Annotated in this window: 15 protein-coding genes; 13 read left to right on the top strand and 2 right to left on the bottom strand. The window is 54.9% G+C overall.

The features are described 5' to 3' along the window. The first annotated feature begins 11 nt into the window (after positions 1-11). From KF752_13970 to KF752_13940, 7 genes are all read left to right on the top strand, one after another. Complete coding sequence (locus tag KF752_13970) at positions 12-695, top strand: type II secretion system protein (GenBank protein ID MBX3422656.1); 684 nt, start codon at positions 12-14, stop codon at positions 693-695. Continuing rightward, the gene (locus tag KF752_13965; GenBank protein MBX3422655.1) at positions 692-1405 is read left to right on the top strand and encodes a type II secretion system protein; all 714 of its coding nucleotides are present in this window, start codon (positions 692-694) and stop codon (positions 1403-1405) included. The genes KF752_13970 and KF752_13965 overlap by 4 nt, the downstream gene beginning before the upstream one ends. Further along, positions 1402-2682, top strand: coding sequence for a hypothetical protein (locus tag KF752_13960; GenBank protein MBX3422654.1), 1281 nt, complete (start codon positions 1402-1404; stop codon positions 2680-2682). Before KF752_13965 ends, KF752_13960 begins: the two co-directional genes overlap by 4 nt. Then, complete coding sequence (locus KF752_13955) at positions 2679-4478, top strand: hypothetical protein (protein ID MBX3422653.1); 1800 nt, start codon at positions 2679-2681, stop codon at positions 4476-4478. The genes KF752_13960 and KF752_13955 overlap by 4 nt, the downstream gene beginning before the upstream one ends. Further along, positions 4475-6013, top strand: coding sequence for a hypothetical protein (locus tag KF752_13950; GenBank protein MBX3422652.1), 1539 nt, complete (start codon positions 4475-4477; stop codon positions 6011-6013). Before KF752_13955 ends, KF752_13950 begins: the two co-directional genes overlap by 4 nt. Next, a complete protein-coding gene (locus KF752_13945) occupies positions 6010-6966 on the top strand; it encodes a hypothetical protein (protein ID MBX3422651.1) in 957 nt (318 codons plus the stop codon). The genes KF752_13950 and KF752_13945 overlap by 4 nt, the downstream gene beginning before the upstream one ends. Before the next feature lie 108 nt (positions 6967-7074). Continuing rightward, on the top strand, positions 7075-7692 hold the full coding sequence (locus KF752_13940; protein MBX3422650.1) for a hypothetical protein: 618 nt from the start codon (positions 7075-7077) through the stop codon (positions 7690-7692). 29 nt (positions 7693-7721) lie between these two features. Here KF752_13940 and KF752_13935 read toward each other — a convergent pair whose 3' ends face one another. Both KF752_13935 and KF752_13930 read right to left on the bottom strand, forming a co-directional pair. After that, positions 7722-11183, bottom strand: coding sequence for an efflux RND transporter permease subunit (locus tag KF752_13935; protein ID MBX3422649.1), 3462 nt, complete (start codon positions 11181-11183; stop codon positions 7722-7724). 69 nt (positions 11184-11252) lie between these two features. After that, positions 11253-12782: an efflux RND transporter periplasmic adaptor subunit gene (locus KF752_13930; protein MBX3422648.1), complete on the bottom strand. Its 1530-nt coding sequence runs from the start codon at positions 12780-12782 to the stop codon at positions 11253-11255. Between the two features lie 446 nt (positions 12783-13228). Here KF752_13930 and KF752_13925 point away from each other — a divergent pair, with 446 nt between their 5' ends. The 6 genes from KF752_13925 (at position 13229) to KF752_13900 (ending at position 19474) form a co-directional block, all read left to right on the top strand. Then, complete coding sequence (locus KF752_13925; protein ID MBX3422647.1) at positions 13229-13417, top strand: hypothetical protein; 189 nt, start codon at positions 13229-13231, stop codon at positions 13415-13417. Positions 13418-13437: 20 nt separating this feature from the next. Then, positions 13438-15189 (top strand): thiamine pyrophosphate-binding protein, encoded by a 1752-nt coding sequence (locus KF752_13920; protein ID MBX3422646.1) that lies wholly within the window; start codon positions 13438-13440, stop codon positions 15187-15189. A 90-nt stretch (positions 15190-15279) separates the two neighbouring features. Next, positions 15280-16185 carry a bile acid:sodium symporter family protein gene (locus tag KF752_13915; protein ID MBX3422645.1) on the top strand — a complete coding sequence of 302 codons (906 nt, stop codon included), beginning with the start codon at positions 15280-15282 and terminating at the stop codon, positions 16183-16185. After that, positions 16182-17153 carry an SDR family oxidoreductase gene (locus KF752_13910; protein ID MBX3422644.1) on the top strand — a complete coding sequence of 324 codons (972 nt, stop codon included), beginning with the start codon at positions 16182-16184 and terminating at the stop codon, positions 17151-17153. Before KF752_13915 ends, KF752_13910 begins: the two co-directional genes overlap by 4 nt. Beyond that, complete coding sequence (locus KF752_13905; GenBank protein MBX3422643.1) at positions 17150-17968, top strand: SDR family oxidoreductase; 819 nt, start codon at positions 17150-17152, stop codon at positions 17966-17968. The genes KF752_13910 and KF752_13905 overlap by 4 nt, the downstream gene beginning before the upstream one ends. Positions 17969-18127: 159 nt before the next feature. Further along, positions 18128-19474, top strand: a complete 1347-nt coding sequence (locus KF752_13900) for a Gfo/Idh/MocA family oxidoreductase (GenBank protein ID MBX3422642.1) — start codon at positions 18128-18130, stop codon at positions 19472-19474. Positions 19475-19482: the final 8 nt, after the last annotated feature.

Here is a 19482-nt window from a genome sequence, read left to right as displayed (position 1 = left end):
CGAGGCGCAGGGTGATTCGACACACGACCATATTTCGCGCAGTGCGAGCTGCATTTAGCTTGCTGGAATTGATGATCGTATTGTCGGTCATGGTCGGTGCGACCGCGCTGGTCTGGCCCAGTTTAAGCAAGCCACTACAGCGGTCTGCACTCAGCGAAGCCGCTCAGGGACTACGAGATGTCTTAGATCAGACTCGACATCAAGCACTCGAGCGCGGCCAGGTGCACATGGTGGAGCTGGCTGCCGGCTCAAGCCAGGTAACGTATGGTAGCTTCGACCAGTTAGCCCAGAGTTTGGATGCCAATCGCTCTCACGGTAGCACTGCTGCCCAAACGCTGTCTCGCTTCGACGCAGCCACACAGGCTTCAGCCAGCCGCTATCGATTCCCCACCAACGTAGTGATCGACCAGGTCTATTGGTCGATCACTGCTCCGGTCACCGACTTTAGTTCGACCGACGGCGCGGTGGGTACGCTACTGCCCACAACGGATGGCGCGCCAACAACGTTGGTGATGCAGCAGAATTTGTCGACCGAGGAGTTCGATCCATCTGCTTCGCCCAAGACATGGTGGCTGGCAATTGCGGCAGACGGGTTGGGGCGCGACGCGCACATACGCCTGCGCGACCAGCAGGTCAACCAAACCATAACCGTACTCTATCGGGCCATGACCGGTGCAGTGGAGATTATCCCATGAGTCGACTTGTGCAAAATCGACTTAGAACTCTCGACGCATGGCTCCGGCGACAAACCGTACCTGAACTTTCGACTTTAGGACTTGGGACTTGGGGGCGCTACGTTTGCTGGGACGGTCGGCGAAAAAAGCTAGATAGTCCCTATCGCACCGGCTTTTCGCTGCTCGAAGTCATCATTGCCACTGCCGTTTTGGCGGGCAGCGCTATGATTCTAGTTTCGGTCGTTGGAGCAGGAGCCAGATTTGGCACCAGAGCCGAGCGCCAGACGTTGGCGTACGCCGCCGCACAGTCCGTCCTGGACGAGTTTCTGGCGGTTTTTCCGCAGGATAGCCGGCAGACGGATTGGACAGGGCCCCTCGACGGCCCGATTCCGATGAGCTATCGGATTATCACGACGGACTTTAACCAAGTCACTTCAGAATCATCAAGTGCTCTGTCCCCAGGCGGAGGGCCAAGTGCTGTATCCCCAAAAGGCCCTGTGTCCCCAGGCGGCCCAAATGAGAATCGTGTATCCACACTTCAACGGGTGATTGTCGAGGTATTTGACGGTGATGTAACCGGGTCAAGTGAAGCGCGTGAGCCGCTGTGCAGACTCAGCCGCTTGGCACGCCGGCCCATAGAAGCGCTAGATTCCGGCTCGGCGACTGAGGCTGCTCAAGTTGCACCGCCAGCCAGGGCCATGCGCGACGCTGGCGGAGGTGGACGGTTGTGAGTCTTGCTGGAATAGGCGTGCTAAGAACTACTTCTCAGCAAAGTTTCAATGGACCGGCTCGACGTCCTCCAATTCCAGTTCGGCAGGCGGCCGACCGATGTCCGCCGTCTGGCGTCGCCAGCTATGTTCGCCAGAGCCTAGTGACACCAACTCTGGCTAGCCTGCGACCTGCTTATTCATTGCTGGAACTCATGATTGCACTGGGACTGCTGGCCGCTCTACTGACCGCAGCTTGGAGCATTCTGAATACTTACCAGAACGCAGAGCGGCGGGGTCGCGAACTGGTTCAGCGCATCGAGGTGGTACGCGCCTCGCGAGTCTGGTTACAGCAGGATCTGATGCGAATCCTCCCGCAGAACACTGTTTTGGTGGCCGATCAAAAGTCACCATCACCTGCCATGTTTCGCGGCGATGAATTCGGCTTTTCCGCCACCGTGCTCCTGCAACCGCATCCGATTGACCTATTGAAGCAAATCGTCGATCAAGACGATCTCGAATCGTCAGCAACCGACATTGGTGTGGCCAGCCAGCCTGAATGGCCTCCGCAAAGCAACTCGGCACGCCGAACATTCGGCGATGGCGGACGCATGGCGACGGCCCAAGTCGAATATCGGCTCGAACTCGATGAATCCCAAGCTGGTTTGGGAACACCTAGCAGGTCAAGCATGCTAGATCAGCCAGCCTCCGAGAAATGGATCATGGTTCGACGGGAATATCGCCCCCTGAATGTTGCTAGTAACGCTGCTTCGCAATTGGCCGACAATTCTCAGCGTGAATTGTCGGCAGCCGATCTGTACCGCCAAACAGTTGATGCTGAACCTTGGAACGGTATGGAAGACAATTCTGTGCGCTTGCCAGGTTTGTCAAGCCCGCGCTTTTTATACTGCGACGGCTCCGCATGGCGATCGAATTGGAATAGTCAAAGTAACCGTCGGCTGCCTACCGCAGTGGCCTTAGTTTTCAATTTGCCGACCGCCGAGCACAGTTCAAAGTATCCATCGATCGGTGGGGCCCGTGATTTTGCCACGGATCGCGTTGGTGTTGTCGGTCAGACGCAGTTCGAGTCGCCACAACCCCTAGTTCAACAGTCATTCAGTAAGTCAACACTGAATTCCGCCAGCGCTGATGGCGAGCAAGGTACTTTGCTACGCGACCCGGCGAACCCAGCCGATGTATATGTCGTTGTGTGCGTTGGGAACAAATCAGAAGGTAGTATGTCAAGTTCTACCGATACTGGTGAAACGAGCCCGGATGCCCTTGTCGGAACTTCACCATGACGTTGCGTTCAACTCAACGAGAAGGAATGGCACTGCTGGTAGTGTTGGTGCTGGTCGTCATGGCAGCCATGAGCGCTTATGGATATGCCTTTCTGATGAATAGTCAGTATCGCTGGACGCGATTGCACGAGCAACAAGTGCATGCCCGCCTAGCCGCTGAAAGTGGGCTTGAACTTGTTGCCAATATCCTCGAGCAGCCGATGAATGTCCGCCGGTCGCTGGGCAATTTAAGCGACAATCCTGAGCTATTTGCCAGTGTCCGCGTTGGACTGGAAGAGGAGGTTAGTCGTAGCATTGAACATGAGCCGGTCTGGCGAACAAGTATCGTGTCGCCAATGCCAGTGCCGAACGCTGCCGAATCCCTTGAGGTAATGCAAGATCAAGCCTCCCCGGGCACAAACCTGACTCAACGGTTTGTCTTTGGATTGGAAAATGAGTCGGCCAAGATTCACTTACCCTCGCTGTTGGCCTGGGATCGCGAGCGTCCAGGGCATGCGCGACAAGTACTGCTCTCGCTCCCGGGCGCAACAGCGCCAGTCATCGATGCGTGGCTCAGTCGATTGTCCAATCAATTGCCATCCGGACCAGAGTTGGATGAGCTGTGGCAGGGCTTCGATTCAAACCGAAATTATCAGGTAGACACGATCGAACTTGCATTACGCAGTAATGCGATTGCTGCTCCCTACCGAAATGGCTCCACAGCTAGCTCGATACGGAATTCAACAATTCGTGAAGCTGAAATGCCAATGGCTGGTGGCGCGGCTGGATCTGGAGGCGAGGCAGTTGGGGATATCGTGGTTCCAACTTGGAATCGTTTTGTGACGTGGCATAGCGGGGGTCGCAACGAGACTCCTAGCGGACGACGCCGCATCGACTTGAATCAACCTGATCTACGTGAACTGCATCGGCAGTTGCTGGAGATTTGGACGGCTGAACAAGCAAATTTTGCCGTTGCATTTCGGCAGTATGGCCCCTCGGCAAGAAGGCGTTCTGCTGCTGGTCGGGTTCCACGCTCAAGGCCTGCTGCGTCTGGCGGTAGCAGCTCAACTTTGGGGCAGACCAATACTGTTTCGACACCGCCGCCATCACAGTCGCCAGCACCTTCAACAGACACGATGTCCGCACAGATCGAGCCACCGAACTTTGCGATTCCGGCCAGCTATCAACTTCGCTCGCCAGTCGAGTTAATTGATGCAGTTGTTGAGGTGCAAGATTCTGCCGACTCAACTGCTGGCAGCGCCAGGAATAGTCGCAAACGACGAATGGCCAGTCCTTTTTCAGCTGAAATTGTCCGGGCGGGCAATTATCTTAATACCTTACTGGTTGAAGTCGCGGTTGACGGCAGAGCTTCGTTTGAAGGAAGAATTGACTTGACCGAGGCTCCACTACCGGTGTTGATGGCCATCCCCGGAATGGACCGTGCGCTTGCCGAGGCCATTGTGAGCCACCGGTCGCGACTGGCAGGAGTAGGTTTTGATCAAGATTCAGGTACTGGACTACTAGAACGTTTGCTGGCGGAAGGTGCGCTCGATTTGTCGCGTTTAGTTTCAATTGAGCCCTACCTGACGACTCGTAGCGATGTTTACTCATGCCAGGTCGTCGGCTTCCTAGACGATCGAAGTACTCTATTTCGCTGCACCGCATGCATTGACGCAAAGGTTCGTCCAGCAATTATTCGCGATTTTCAAACTTGGCATCAGTGGGATCGTGGCTTTACGACCGACGAATTGTCTGGAGTTGATTTATCCCAACAACAACGCGGAGTCGCCACTGCTAGGACTGAGAGTATGCAATGAGAGTATTTGACAATTGGTCGCTACAAAGTATTCTCCCGGTTCGCCGCCGTTGGAAACCTCCAACAAAACTGGTCGCCGCCTTCTGGGATCGGGAAACTGTTTGGTATCTAGTGGCCCATCGCACTGGCAAACGCCATCAAATAGTGGAGCTTGGCAGTGTCTCCTACAGCGGCAGCACAACTGCGCTGAGCGCGTTGGCCGCGCACCTGCAGCCCAGTGGACATGCTGCGCTACCTTTGGTCGCCCTGCTCTCACGACCTGAAGTGGACGTATTGACCTTGAACTTGCCGGCTGCCAGCTCAGGTGAATTGCCTGATTTGGTGGCCATAGAAGTCGATCGGCAATTAGGAGAATCTGAAATCCCGCCGGCGGTCGATTTCCTGGTTACCTCGCCAGATTCTATGGAATCTCAACAGGTAATGGCTTTTGCCGTTGCAGCTTCATGGATTGACAGCCTACGCGCGGATGCAGCCCAGGCTGGTTGGCGACTCTCGGCCGTGTGTGTCCGGCAATTGGCAGCACTGTCTACGCTAAGGCGTGCCAGCAGCGATCAGGCTGTACTAAACATTGTGGTGCAACTTTATCATGGCGAAGTTGAACTTTCGCTATGCCACGGCACTCGCCCGCTGATTTTTCGCTCGATGCGCGTAAACCTAGACGACATCGAGCGTGTCGCCGAGCAGCTCTTACTGGAGACCGAGCGATGTTTGACGCTTTTGCCGCACGAAATTGAATCCTTGCCGCGTCGTTGGTATGTGCAACATGCGCACGCGACTGGTCAACGGCTGGCGGAAGGATTGCGATCTCAACGGCAAACCCTTGAAGTATGTACGCTCAATGCAGCTGCAGATTGGGATGTCGTTGAATCGCGGCACGCTTCCAGCACTTTGGACAGCATGAACGATTCTATAGTGCCTCTGTATGGTGCCGCTTGGGATGCTTTGAATGACCAATTGATTGTCAATCTATTGGCACCCAAACTTTCACCTGCGCCACCCAAGCCATGGGTACGGCCGGTACTGTGGGCGATGGCGGCATCCGTAGCCCTGAGCATCGCTGGCGGCGCTCTAAAGTCAGATGTCTGGCAACTTGAAGAACAGGTGGCCAATCTAGAAGCTGAAGTGGCGCAGGAGCAAAAGCAACTGGCTAGATTTCAAGAAAAGTCAGATCAAGTAAATGTGGTTGAGACTTGGCTGGCCAACCAAGTTAATTGGCTGGGGGTGTTAAGCGAAGTTTCCCAGCGATTGCCCAATGGCCAAAACGCCACAGTTCGCCGCTTGAACGCTTCGGCTTTAGGGCACCAAGGCATCATCGACCTGTCCGTGCAAGTCTCGCAGCCAGAGGATATCGCCGAGCTCGAGAATCGGCTGCGCAGCGTCAAGTACTCGGTGTCCAGCAAGCGTATTAACCACAGCCCAGAGGCAATCGAATATCCCTGGCAATTTGAGACGCGGCTAACCTTCGATGTTGAGCCACCGGATTGGCGAGCGTATCAAGCAGAAGGCGATCGGTCAGAATCGGAGCCAGCATTATGAATCGACGGACGCAATTGCTGTTGCTCGCCGCCGGTCTTGTGTTTGGACTATACGGCGCCGATCGACTTTATCGCACGCAGATTGAGGAGCCGACGCAACGTTTGTCGGCAGACTTGGTACGGCTGGGGCAGCAGCGGAACGACCTGGATAGCCAATACAAGGCGGCTCAGAAGGCGGTTCAAAGGCTTGATAGTTATCAGCAGCGGGCTTTGCCCTATGAACCACAACTGGCTCGGGCTGCATACCAGGATTGGCTGTTGCGGCTGGTCAGCGAGCATCAGTTGCGATCGGCTTCGGTTGATGCCGCATTGCCACGGCGCATTGAAATTCGTTCGCGTACGGAACGCCGCCAGCGAGTACTGGTAGGGCATTCGATCACATACTCCTTGCGCGGACAAGGCACATTGGCGCAATGGTCTGATTTGCTGAGCGAGTTCCAGAACGCGGCGCAGTTACACAAGATCACTTCCGTAGCTTTTAATCCGCTGGGTGCCGGAGGCGAATTGGATGGAAATTTGACTATCGAGGTACTGAGCCTTAACGGCTCTACTCGCAAAGATTCGCTGAGCACCTGGCAGCTCGCGAAGGATCGACGACCACCCGCCAGCGTGCAAACGGAATTGGTAAGTCGCAATTTGTTTGCTCGTGGATTTGCCAAGGCTTTGATGGATGTGCAGTTGAAAGCTATCACCACCGACCGCAATGGTCAGTCACAGGTCTGGTTCTCGATTGACGCTTCCGGTCAAACGGAAGTGCTGAATGCTAGACAGCGATTGCCTCTTGCGTTGCACGATATTGAAGTGACAGAGATTCACCAGGATCATGCCTTGATTCAGGTCAATCGCCAGCCAATTAAAATATCACTTGGGCAATCTGTCGCCGAAGCACTGTCCAGGGTATCCAATGCAGGGGAGTCTGGCAGTGCAAATGGCGCGCTTCGCGAGCGATCCTAGTTTCAACCCTTCATGATACAGGTCTCCGCGGGCGTTGATCGGAACCCAGCCGAATTCTGGAATCGCTCCCCTAATGCCCACAACCTCAAACACTAGATCGGTATAGTCATGAGATTCAACCAACAGCTGCTCGTAGTACTGGTTCTTGCATTTATCTGCTGTCAATGGAACAGCACGGCTAGCGCCCAAATGTTCGGCCAGCGACCTGACGCGCAGCCCGGCGTGCTGAGTGGTAACGAACGCTTTTTGCGCGGCAATCGGTCGAAGCGCGAGTTTGTCGGTGCTAGCCGCACCAGTCAGGCAGGATTCGTAGGTGCTCAACAAGCCGTGGCTACCGGGCGTGTTCGACCGGCGACCGAGACCCTAAGAGTTAAGCCTGATGAATCGCGACGACTGAATCGTCCGCTACCGCCGCAGCCAGCATCGGGCCTTTACTACCCGCGACTGGAACTCGCTCTTGATGATGTCGTCGATGTACAGCCGTTTGGGCAGGTTGACGTCCAACGCGTTAACTTGGTACAGCAGCGGTTACAGGAACGAGTATTCCGAATTGGCGGATCGGAAGTGCAGCTCCAAATCTCCGGGAGCGTCGCTCAATTGACAGGTCGAGTGAACTCTCAACGAACTGCCGATTTGCTCAGCCAGATGGTGGCCATGGAACCTGGCATCGAGCGTGTCGAGAACCAATTGCAGCTGGCGGTTGCACCGCCCACTGAATCCTTCTGAGGAACAATCGCGGCTAGTAGGTTGCCTTGCTAGGAGCCTTGGCCTGTCCAGCGATCCTTCACTGAAATTACCAGGCTGAATAGGGCCGGGATCATGACCAGCGTAAATACTGCCGATGCGATCAGCCCCCCGAAAACGACGCTACCGATACCCCGATACAATTCACTACCAGCGCCAGGAAAGAAGACCAACGGTGCCAAACCAAACACTGTAGTGAGTGTGGTCATGAAGATGGGCCGAATTCGTGTACGAACGGACTGGATGATGGCGCGCTGTGTATCCATATTCTCAATTCGCATCAGATTCAGCGCCTGATGGACGAGCAAGATGGCGTTATTGATGGCGGTACCAATCAGAATCACAAAGCCCAACATGGTCAGCACATCAAGATTCTGTGGTCGAGCACCTACTAGGCTGGAGTACAGATTGAGCAACTGTAAGCCCAAGATTCCGCCGACCATCGCCAACGGCACTGTCAAAATGATCACCAGTGGATAAAGCCAGGACTCAAACAGGGCGGCCATCAGCAGGTAGGTGATAAGCAATGCCAATAAGAAATTCCATCGTAGCGCATTCCAGGTTTGGACTAATTTGTCGGCTGTTCCACTGAGATTGATCTGATAGTCGCTGCCTAACGCACCGTCCTCCTCAAGCGGCCTGAGGATTTCTGAATTCAATTGAGAGATGCAGCGATCCAGGCTCAATTCGGGAGGTGGCGAGACCTGGATAGTCACAGCCCGTTGGCCTTCACGGCGAAGAATCTGTTGCGGCCCCGAAGTAATCGTAACATCGGCCAGCGCATCCAGGCGAACCGGTGCACGCATATTACGTGTGGCGATGTACCGCGACTGTAAATCCTGTGTCCGTGATGCATAACTATCATTGGTGCGAAGCACCAACCTGACCTTTTGCCCGGCCAAGAAATAGTCAGCAATATATGCTCCGTCGACCATGGTGCTAACCACAAAGCCTAGCTCCGAGTTACTGATTCCAAGTTCGGACCCTTGCTCTGGTTTGCGAATCACATGCAACTCCGGGCTCGACAGGTCCAGACTGGGAATGGGTCGTACCTGCGTTGTATCTGGGAAAGTAGCTTGTACGTCGCCAAGAATTCGACCGCCGATGTTCACAAGGTCTTCCAGCTCAGGTCCAACGATCTCGACATCGATGCTACGTCCGCCGGACATGCCGCGTCCAAATAGGCTGGACTGTGAAACATGGAGAAAAGTTCCTGGAAAATCTTGCTTGAACTCTTCGCGAATCAGCGGAATCAAATTGCGGGCCTGCAGCGGATCGTAGGCGCGGAAACCGAGAAAAGCACCACTGTCCCGAGCGACATAGTAGAAATCGTCAATGGCAACAAAGTCCTTGGATTTCTGAGCGAGCTGATCAGCGTTGAAGTCCCAGTTGGGCCGAGTTCTCTGCTCGATCTGTTGACCCATGGCGGACAAGCGTTCGATGTTGTATCCCGGTGGCGGATTCAAGATACCAAAGATAAGGTTGCGATTTCCTTCAGGTAGATACTCCAATTCTGGGCGCATAAACAAGGTTGCACCCAGCGAGCCCGCCAACAGCAAAAAAACTGTGGAAATTCGGCGCATGGTTGTGCGTTGAATCCACTGGTTGAGATTGCAGACCGCATCGGTAAACCACTGACCACCCCTAGCCAGCAGGCCGCTCGTCGGCAGCTTGTCGCCAGCAGAATTGACAACTGAACCCACGGTAGTACCTGAATGATCGTTAAGTATGCGCGCCGCCGCCGTTGGAATTACAACAATGCTAACCAGCAGACTAAATGTTACGGCAGCACTGATCGCCAGCGCGATATCGATGAACAACTGGCCGACTTCGCCCTCCAGAAATAGTACCGGCAGGAATACAAACAGGGTGGTCAGCGTCGATGCCAGCACTGCCCCCCAGACTTCCAAGCTAGCTGTTCGAGCTGCGTCTCGGGCGCCCTGGCCTGACTGGTGATGGCGATAGATGTTTTCCAAAACCACAACGGCATTGTCAACCAACATACCCACCGCAAACGCTAAGCCCGCCAAACTAATTACGTTCAACGATCGCCCTAGCAGGGTCAAGACAATGAATGTGCCGAGAATGCTGGTGGGTATCGCAATAGCTACCACCAGAGTGCCTCGGGCATACCAGAAGCCTGCCGTCACGATGATGGCCAAGGTGAGTATGAAGAACCAAGCCGACCAGAGGACGGCTAAGCCTGCAGTTGCCGCCAGCAGCGGCACGACAATCCATGTCCGGGCATCAAGATGCAAGAACAAGATCATCACGATGATCGTCAGCGCCCCGCCCAGCATAATATTTTGATTTACCAAACCCACTGCCGAGCTGATGTACTCAGTTTCGTCGTATACCTGATAAAGGACCAATCCCTCACGGCGCAATCTGCCCGTATTGAGTTGTTCCATTTTCGCCTTGAGGCCGCGCATGATTTCCATCACGTTGGCGCCGGGCTCACGTTTGCAATTGATCGAGATGTTGGTGGCACCGAATCGACGCACCATACCTGTCGGTCGTTCGTAACCCAAGCGCACCTCGGCGACATCGCGGACATAGACGGGTTGTCCCGCAGTGTGGCGAATAATTTGTTGGCCAATCTGATCCGGGCTACGATATTCGCCTAGGGTGCGTACCGTCCAGCCACGCTTACCCTCGTCAAATTTTCCGCCAGAAGTATCGCGATGATCGTTGCTCAAAGCGGTGCGCACATCCGTCAAGGTTAGTCCCCGAGCTGCAAGTTTATCCGCGTCGACCAGCACTTCCATTTGCGGAATCTGCCCGCCAAAGACATCGGATTTAGCCACGCCGTCAACGCGCTCGAATTCTGCCTTGATGTAGTCTTCGGCGTACTTGCGATAGTGACTCAAATCGCGAGCCGGAGGCAACAGCGATTCGGCCTCCGCATGCTGTTGCGCCAGTTCATCCAATCGTAGATTCTTGAGCGCTGGGCTACGAGCTTTCAAAATATGCTCGATTGCCTGACGATGTTGCGGATTTTGTTCGGCAAAGCGGGTCAACAGTTGGTCGTCCGGGGGCAAGGTGCTCAACACAAACCAAGCAATGGCGTCGTCCGAATTGTCAGAGGTGCGAATGACCGGTCGCTCGGCATCTAACGGATAGGTTTTGACACGCTGGAGTTGCGAATTGACCTTCAATACCGCCTCTTCCATATCGGTACCTACGCCAAATTCAAGAATGATGGTACCTTCCGATTCACGACATTCGCCACTCATCTTGACGACGCCTTCGACAGATCTAAGCCGCTCTTCCTGCGCTTGAACGATTTCCTTTTCGACTTCCGAAGGGCTAGCGCCCGGCCAAACCGTTGAAACGGTGACAATTGGTTGCTCGATATTCGGAGCCAGTTGGATAGGCATGCCCCACAGCGAGATAGCGCCAAATAGCACTACCAAGATGACCCCCACCGAAACCTTAACGGGGTTCTCAATAAAGGCGGCGATCGGATGCATGGAATTCGCGTTGTGTGGAGCTAACAATCGGTCAGGCAGGTGCCGAATACCTGCCGTCAGCCTTAGATTCTAGTTGGTGACAGCGCCTGAATTGGGTTTTTCGGCCGTGGCCACCGGCTGACTGACAGGATTAGACTCGGACAGTGTTGGGGTGGTTTGCAAATCATCGCTGTTAACAACTTTAACCGTCTGTTCGTTGCGAAGTCGCTCGTTGCCATCTACCACAAGCCAATCTTCCTCTGATACATCGCCTATCAACTCCACGCGATGATCCACCGTAGCGCCCAGCTTGACCGGAACCAATTGCGCCCGATGTGGCTGCACCGAGCGATCGACGCGCACGACAAACTGACCGTCTTTGTTCAATACCAGCGCATCTTTGTCGGCCAGTAACCGCTGCTGTCGCTGACCAATGGCCAATTGAACTTTGACCAGCATGCCGGGAAGTAATTGAAACCCCAATTCCGTTCGAGGATTACGAGCCCGAATCTTGACCGGGAAAGACCGCGACAGCAGATCGGCAGCAGGCAAAACAGCAATGACCTCACCCTGAACAGCTGGATCTTCTTCATGGACCACCACCTGCGCTGCCAGTCCAGGTCGCAACGTCGTTGACGCAGAACTGGCTGAAAGACCTTGTGCTGCCGAAGTGCGAGAAATCGACCGCTGCAAGTCGCGCAGACTATTCTGGGGCACCGTAATCACGACTTCAATTGGGTTCATTTGCACCACTTCGGCCACCGGCGCGCCCACCATTAGCCACTGTCCAAGCTCTGCGTGTCGCGCGCTGACAATCCCTTCAAACGGAGCAAAAACTGTATGTTTGCGACGACGATCTTCCAGCAAACGTATGGCTTCCAATTGATTGAGAATACTGGCTTCCAGCCGTGCCATGCGCGCATGCTGTGTCTCTTGAATTCGATCCAAGTCGGCCTCAGCAGCTAACAGCTCAAAGTGCGACGCTTGATGCGCCGAGCGCGCCAGTTCGAGTTCGCTTTCGGAGACAACTCGTCCACGCTCCATCAGCGATTCAGCGCGTTCCCGCTGCCGCTTGGCCAATTCAAAACGGGACTGAGCCGCCCGCTGAGTCGCTTCTGCCTGGCGAATTTCGGTTGGTAATGCGGCTTGCAACTCGGCGTGCATGGCTTGACGAGACTTCAACTCAGACCGCGCGGCGGCCAGTTCGATATCGACGGTATCGGTTTGCAGCCGAGCCAGCGGGACCCCCAGCTGCCAGGAATCAGCCGTCAATGGGTCGGTCGGGCTGGATGTGGGTATCACGGCGTCACCGGCTTCAAACATTAATTCCGCCACGCGACCCTCGACGCCGCTACCGATGAGCGCCTTGCGAATCGGAGTTACGTTTCCAATGAAAGTCTGCACCTCTTGAACCACTTCCCGGTGCACGACAGTCGCCCGAATGGGAACGGGTTCTTGAGCGAACACGCGCCCCTGGTTATGTAATGTTTCCAGCAATACAAACACTGCACACAGTGCCATCATTACGTGCCGGGAAACCCCGCGAAAGCGCGCACTTACAGATCGTTCGGCACGACTTGCAGCTTGATTGGCGGGCTTGAGCAGCAGGATTGCGGTCATCGAGTTTAACTCTGGGCAACGGTAGGCAGGGTCAGCCTAAAGACTAACCCTGTTCCAGCTGGCCCTCAACAGCCAGCTAGGGCAGGATAAAATCCCTTGTCGAAGGGATTGTGGTATAACCTTATCATACCACCAATGGCGACCAGACGCAAAGCACGGCCCGAATTAGCCTTCAATCACGAGCATCGGTAACAGTTCGGCCCGCACTCAACCGTACTCGGCGCCACAACCTCTGGAGTGGTCACCTAGGGAAGAAATATCCTGGAGAGCGCAATTGGCTTATGGAAAAGTTCGTTGCGGTAAGTCGGCCATAAGGTATACTTTGCCCGCCTAATTGCGTGCGACAGAGGGAGTTGATCAAGGCGATCTGACCCATTGGTGTAGTTCCGCTTGACCACTGAGTAACGTTTTCTATTCGAGTTTCGTTGTTGCTCTTGCTGAACATCATGACAGCAAAAAATGAAGCATGGCTGGTCTGCATCTCCATAGTCCGCATGCTCGCCAGCCAGATAGATGAAGCCAATACAATGTACGGCAACCGCAGCATTGGCGGGTTATCCATTGTCGATAGTCGTGTGCCTCAAACCAGCATCTACCGAGAGTTGACAGCTCTAGTGCTGCCTGCAGTGCGTTAGTATTCATTGGGGGTCACGTAGTGGAACGAATGCTGGGTGGTGATGCTGTCGCTCGCATGTTGGCGACCGAGGGCGTGCGGCACGTATTCGGAATTATCGACGGAACGTATTTCGGTTTGTACTCTTCGTTGGGCAAGCACGGGATTCAACTGATTAGTCCTCGCCACGAGGCCTGTGCGGTTCACATGGCGGCGGCATACGCCAGAACGACCGGTCGCCTAGGAGTGTGTATGGCCAGCAACGGACCGGGGGTTGCAAATGTTCTGCCCGGCATCGCAGTAGAAAACGGCGAAGGCAATCGCGTGTTGGTGCTCACCAGCACACGCCGATCCGGCATTGGTTATCCCGATCGCGGGGGTAGCTATCAGTACTTCAATCAAGTCGGTGCGATCAAGGCCATGTCCAAGTGGAGTGGTGTAGTGCCATCGCCAGACCGCATTCTGGAATTGATGAAGCGGGCACTGCGTATTTCTTATCGAGGCCGGCCAGGTGTTGTGCATTTGGATATCCCGGAAAATATCCTGAATGGAAAGCAGTTAATCGCTCCCATTCCCCGGCCCGAATCGTACCGTCGCACCTCACCGATTGTTCCCGATCCGCAATTGGTGCGGCAAGCTGCCGAACTGCTGGCTGAGGCTCAAATGCCGATGATTCATGCAGGCAGCGGCATCGTGCATGCTCTGGCTGCCGGCGAACTGACCCGGCTTGCCGAAACGCTGCAGGCACCGGTGACCACCAGTTGGGCAGCTCGGGGAGCCATCGCCGAAAGCAGTCCGCTGAGCATTCCCATGATTTACGTGGCGCTAAACAATCAGGTCCGAAACGATGCTGACTGCGTTTTGACCCTTGGCTCAAGGATCGGCGAAACGGATTGGTGGGGCAAGGCACCCCATTGGCGGCAGCCAAGTCAACAAACACACATTCAAGTTGACATCGACGAGGAGATTCTCGGCTTGAACAAGCCGGTGGATCTGGCCATCCTGGGTGATGCTCGCCTGTTTCTTACGCAATTAGTCGACCTGTTAGCTGACAGAATCGGCGAAAAGCAGTTGGCGGCGCGACGCCAAGCCATTGCCAGATACCAACAGCTGCAACACCAACAGCGCGACAAACTGGATAGTCTGTGGAAGCAATCTGACGCACCACTGACAGCCGCCCACGTTGCGCGCGCCTGCCAAGAGACGTTTCGCGACGACGCGTTTTATGTCATTGACGGCGGCAACACAGCGGTGTGGGGGAACTTTTATCACCAGATTCGCACGCCAATGACCGTGCTGGGAACCCCCAAGTTTGGAATGTTGGGTGCCGGAGTTGCCCAAGCTTTGGGCGTCAAAGTGGCTCATCCCGACCGTCAAGTCTATTGCATCATAGGCGATGGCGCTATGGGCTTTAACATTCAAGAGATCGAGACGGCTGTGCGCAACCGCTTGTCCGTTATCTATCTTGTTTGCTGCGACAAGCAGTGGGGGATGGTCAAAATGAACCAATCTTTCGCACTCCGTCCCATCAAAACCTTGATCCGCAAGTCGCTCGGACCAGAGGAGACCATTAACGCCGACTTTGATGAAATTGCCTTTGATCGGGTGGCGGAGGCGATGGGGGCGCACGGCGAACGGGTCAGTCACACCGATCAGCTCCGTCCAGCTATTGAGCGCGCTCTGGCCTCCGGTCGCTGTACCGTAGTTCACGTAGACGTTGATCCAGTCCGGCACATGTGGGCGCCAAGTTTGCTGGAGTTTAAGAAAATGCACCAGGAACCCAGTGGACGATGATACCGTGCTCTCAAATTGCGTCGTTTCAAGTGCACGCCAGCCTACTATGGCAACAGTGTTGTTTGAGCCATTACGGCTAGGTGTTTCAGCATGTCCATCGATGACGCTCAATTGCAATTTGACAGCGGTGGCTTAGGACTGCTCAACGGCGTTATCGCGCTCATCATGTTCGGAGTCGCGCTCGATATGCGGCCTGCTGATTTTCGGCGCATTGCAGAGGCTCCGTTGGCACCGTTTGTCGGGTTGTTGGCCCAATTCGTTTTGCTGCCTGCTATGAGCTTTCTGTTGACTTTTGCACTCCAGGTCTCACCCAGCTTGGCGCTAGGGATGATTTTGGTTGCAGCCTGCCCCGGCGGCAATCTGTCGAATTTCCTGACTCACTTGGCGGGTGGAACGACCGTGCTGTCGGTTACGATGACGGCGGTATCAACAGCCCTGGCCATTGTCATGACTCCCCTGAATCTGGCTTTTTGGGGCGGTCTGCGAGGCGATACGGCGGCCATCTTGCAGCAAGTTCGGTTGGAGCCGATCGATCTGTTGGGGACGATTGCCGTCATCCTAGGATTGCCCTTGGTCGCCGGGATGCTGTGCGCAAGAGCGCTGCCGGAATTGGCCAATCGATTACATCGTCCGCTAAAGATTTTTTCCATCTTATTCTTCGTTTGTTTTGTAGGCTTCGTGTTTTCGCGCAACTTCCATCTGTTTTGGCAATGGATTGGCTGGATAGCCCTGGCTGTGGCTGTGCAAAATGCGTTGGCGTTGGGTCTTGGGTATTTCAGCGGCACAGCCGTTGGCTTGCCTGAGCAAGATCGTCGGGCCTTAGCACTCGAAGTAGGAATTCAGAATTCAGCTCTGGGGTTGTCTCTCATTTTTACGTTTTTCAGTGGCCTGGGGGGCATGGCACTGATTGCCGGGTGGTGGGGCATCTGGCATATCTTGACGGGCTTGCCGCTAGCACTCTTCTGGTCGCGTCGACCGGCCAATGCAATTCCATGAGTCCACAGACACGTCGAGTCCTGGTCACGGGCGGCGCAGGCTATCTCGGTCGTGAAGTCGCCAGCCGACTTTTGCAGCAACGCGAACTGTTCTCGCATGTCGTGTGTGCCGATATACGGTGTCCTAGCCAACCACAGCGACTGGAAGCCGCCAGCTACCGCCAGATCGACGTGCGCGATGTGGAACTGGCGAATCTCTTGCGGCAAGAACAAGTCGATACGGTGGTGCACCTGGCATCCATTGTCCATCCAGGAGGCCCGAAACAGCGACCATTCGAATACTCGGTTGACGTTTTAGGAACGCGAAACGTAATCGAAGCCTGCCTCAGAGCAAACGTGAAGCAGTTGGTCGTCACCTCCAGCGGTGCCGCTTACGGGTATTACGCCGATAATCCAATGCCCTTGACCGAAGACTGCCCGCTGCGTGGTAATCCATCTTTCGCCTACGCGGACCACAAGCGTCAAGTCGAGGAGCTGCTGGCCAAATACCGACGTTCGGACAGCCAGCTTCGACAGTTGATCTTTCGGCCTGGAACGATTCTTGGTCAGTTCACCCACAACGCCATTACGCGACTCTTTGACCGTCGCCGTCTACTGAGCATCAAGGGCAGTGATGTGCCGTTTGTACTAATTTGGGATCAAGACGTCGCACAGTGTATTGCGCTGGGCATACAGCGCTGGGCCACTGGTATCTTCAACTTGGCCGCAGATGGTGTGCTGACGATGCGCCAGATGGCCGCCATTCAGAATAAAGCTCTAATCGAGTTATCACCGCGAACACTCGGTGCGATTCTGTGGAGCCTACGTGCTCTTGGGCTAACACACTTCGGTCCCGAGCAGGTTGATTTCTTGCGTTACCGGCCAGTGCTCTCCAATGAGAAATTGAAGCGAGAGTTCGGCTATGTTCCGCAGATGACTACGGAACAGGTATTCCGTTACTATCTCCAGTGCAGGTCCAATCACTCATGAGTAAGTACGCCGGAAAAATAGTCTTGATCTCTGGTGGCGCGGGTGGCATTGGTTTAGCAGTGGCTGAGAGATTCGGTAGAGCCGGCGCGCATATCGCGCTGGCTGACATCAATGCAGCCGATGTGGATACTCATTCCAAAAGGCTGCGCCAAACTGGAATCGACTGTCGCGATTTTAAGACTGACGTTACGTGCCTAGAGGCCTGCCAGCGATTGGTTTCTGAAGTTCTTCAGTGGCATGGAAGCTTAGATGTGTTGATCCATTGCGCGGGTATTACTCAGGTCAGCTCGTTCCTGCAGACGCAACTGGCAGTCTACCGCCGTGTCATGGAAGTCAATTTTTTTGGTGCCGTCACCTTAACCCAAGCAGCCATTGAGCCGCTGCTGGCCAGTCGGGGACACATTGTAGTGTTGAGCAGTATCGCGGGGTTTGCACCGCTGCTTGGCCGTACCGGCTATTGTGCCAGCAAATATGCTGTGCACGGTTTTTTCGAAACATTGCGTGGTGAACTCTCAGACTTGGGAGTGCGCGTGACGTTGGTCTGTCCATCATTTGTGGAAACCGAATTCGCATCGCGTGGACTCAAAGGGGATGGTTCGCGAATCGACTTTGCGCGTTCAACAACCGGTGGCGTGCTGTCAGCCGATTACGTTGCCCAGTCGATCTATCACGCGTGCGTCCGCAATCGCCGACAGATCGTGTTGTCGCCCCTTGGCAAATTATCCTATTTTATGACTCGGTTTGCACCAGCCTGCTACGATCATCTCATGCGCCGCAGATTCCAAAGCGAAATGCGGCGAAATCAAGGTGGGTAGCAGACAGGGGCACCTGAAACGGATGTATTCTCAGCGAATTATTAGGCTCCAGCGTCGATTTTGTCTTATTGTTCCAGAGCCAACACCGGATCTGCTCTCATATGCTGTATCATAGCAAGGCATTAGCCCTGACAACACATCCGCGCTAGGAGAACCGACATGTCTCAGCAGTTACCAACATCCAGCGTGTCCGCGAAGCCACCGAGACGCCGGGAGTTCTTGCGCAACGCTGCCGGGGTCGGCGCTGCACTCGGCGGCGTTACGACGCTGATAGCTGCAGACTCTCAGCAGCGTCTGCCGATAGCTCTGATTGGTGCGGGCGGTATGGGGATGAATCATTTGCGTCAATTGGCTCGGCGGTCCGATGTTGACATAGCCTGGGTGTGTGATGTTGACAACAGTCGTCTACAAGCCGCCGCCGCGTTGACACGTGAGTTGTCCGGTCACGACGTTCAAGTGACATCCGATATGCGGCGGGTGCTGGACGATCGCAAAATCGAAGCGGTATGGATCGCCACACCAGATCACTGGCACGCGCCTGCAGCCATACTAGCACTTCAAGCCGGCAAACATGTGTACGTGGAGAAGCCCTGTTGCCACAATTTGCACGAAGGGCAGTTGCTGGAGCAAGCTGTTGCTCGTTCGGGAAAGCAGTTGCAAGTCGGTACGCAGAGCCGCAGTTCAGACTGCGTTCGCGAGGCAATTCGTCGTGTGCATCACGGCGAAATCGGTCAAGTGCTGGTTGCCAAAGCCTGGAACAGTCAACGACGTGGATCGATTGGACGACTTCAATCTGCCGATCCACCGCCAGACTTAGACTACGACTTGTGGCTTGGCCCAGCACAACCTGTACCGTACCGCGCAAATCTATTGCATGGAACGTGGCGCTGGTGGTACGACTTCGGCTGCGGTGATATAGGCAATGATGGGGTGCATGATATCGACGTTGCCGTGTGGGGACTGGGCGTGAGCCACTTTCCCAGCAGCGTGACCTGCATCGGTAACAAGTGTTTCTTCGACGATGACCAGCAGTTTCCTGATACGCAATACTCGGTAGTGGAATTTCAAGATGCGCAAGCACCTCGTGGTACGCGACAATTGATTTTCGAACAGCGGATTTGGAGTCCCTACGTGCAAGAAGGCTACGAAAACGGGGCTGCCTTCTATGGTACGGATGGCTATGTGGTCATCGGCCATAACGTGGGTTGGAAGCTGTATGGTCCACGCAATGAGCTACGAGCCCAACGTGAGGGGCGGCCCGAACTGTCCGACCATTACGACAATTTTTTACAAGCGATTCGCGATGATTCAACGACTTGCAACGCAGACATCGCTGCAGGGCGACTATCAGCCGGCATTGTACACTTGAGCAATATTGCAGCGCGCATCGGTCGTGTGATTCGCTACGATCCGTTGCAACATACCATTGTCGACGACCCGCCAGCTAGTGGTTTGATGCATCGCGAATATCGGTCTGGGCATTGGGCCAGTCCCCGATCTGTGTGAATTGGCAC

This window comes from Pirellulaceae bacterium, assembly GCA_019636385.1.
Classification (GTDB): Bacteria; Planctomycetota; Planctomycetia; order Pirellulales; family Pirellulaceae; genus Aureliella.
Note: the sequence above shows the minus strand (reverse complement) of the source record. Positions and strands in the feature narration are given on the sequence as shown.

What these genes read in the sequence shown, in the direction of transcription:
- KF752_13915 (MBX3422645.1), top strand. Translation starts at nt 15,280, where the DNA reads ATGTCCATCGATGACGCTCAATTGCAATTTGACAGCGGTGGCTTAGGA.
- KF752_13940 (MBX3422650.1), top strand. Translation starts at nt 7,075, where the DNA reads ATGAGATTCAACCAACAGCTGCTCGTAGTACTGGTTCTTGCATTTATC.
- KF752_13930 (MBX3422648.1), bottom strand. Translation starts at nt 12,782, where the DNA reads ATGACCGCAATCCTGCTGCTCAAGCCCGCCAATCAAGCTGCAAGTCGT.
- KF752_13905 (MBX3422643.1), top strand. Translation starts at nt 17,150, where the DNA reads ATGAGTAAGTACGCCGGAAAAATAGTCTTGATCTCTGGTGGCGCGGGT.
- KF752_13925 (MBX3422647.1), top strand. Translation starts at nt 13,229, where the DNA reads ATGACAGCAAAAAATGAAGCATGGCTGGTCTGCATCTCCATAGTCCGC.
- KF752_13955 (MBX3422653.1), top strand. Translation starts at nt 2,679, where the DNA reads ATGACGTTGCGTTCAACTCAACGAGAAGGAATGGCACTGCTGGTAGTG.
- KF752_13965 (MBX3422655.1), top strand. Translation starts at nt 692, where the DNA reads ATGAGTCGACTTGTGCAAAATCGACTTAGAACTCTCGACGCATGGCTC.
- KF752_13935 (MBX3422649.1), bottom strand. Translation starts at nt 11,183, where the DNA reads ATGCATCCGATCGCCGCCTTTATTGAGAACCCCGTTAAGGTTTCGGTG.
- KF752_13900 (MBX3422642.1), top strand. Translation starts at nt 18,128, where the DNA reads ATGTCTCAGCAGTTACCAACATCCAGCGTGTCCGCGAAGCCACCGAGA.
- KF752_13950 (MBX3422652.1), top strand. Translation starts at nt 4,475, where the DNA reads ATGAGAGTATTTGACAATTGGTCGCTACAAAGTATTCTCCCGGTTCGC.
- KF752_13945 (MBX3422651.1), top strand. Translation starts at nt 6,010, where the DNA reads ATGAATCGACGGACGCAATTGCTGTTGCTCGCCGCCGGTCTTGTGTTT.
- KF752_13910 (MBX3422644.1), top strand. Translation starts at nt 16,182, where the DNA reads ATGAGTCCACAGACACGTCGAGTCCTGGTCACGGGCGGCGCAGGCTAT.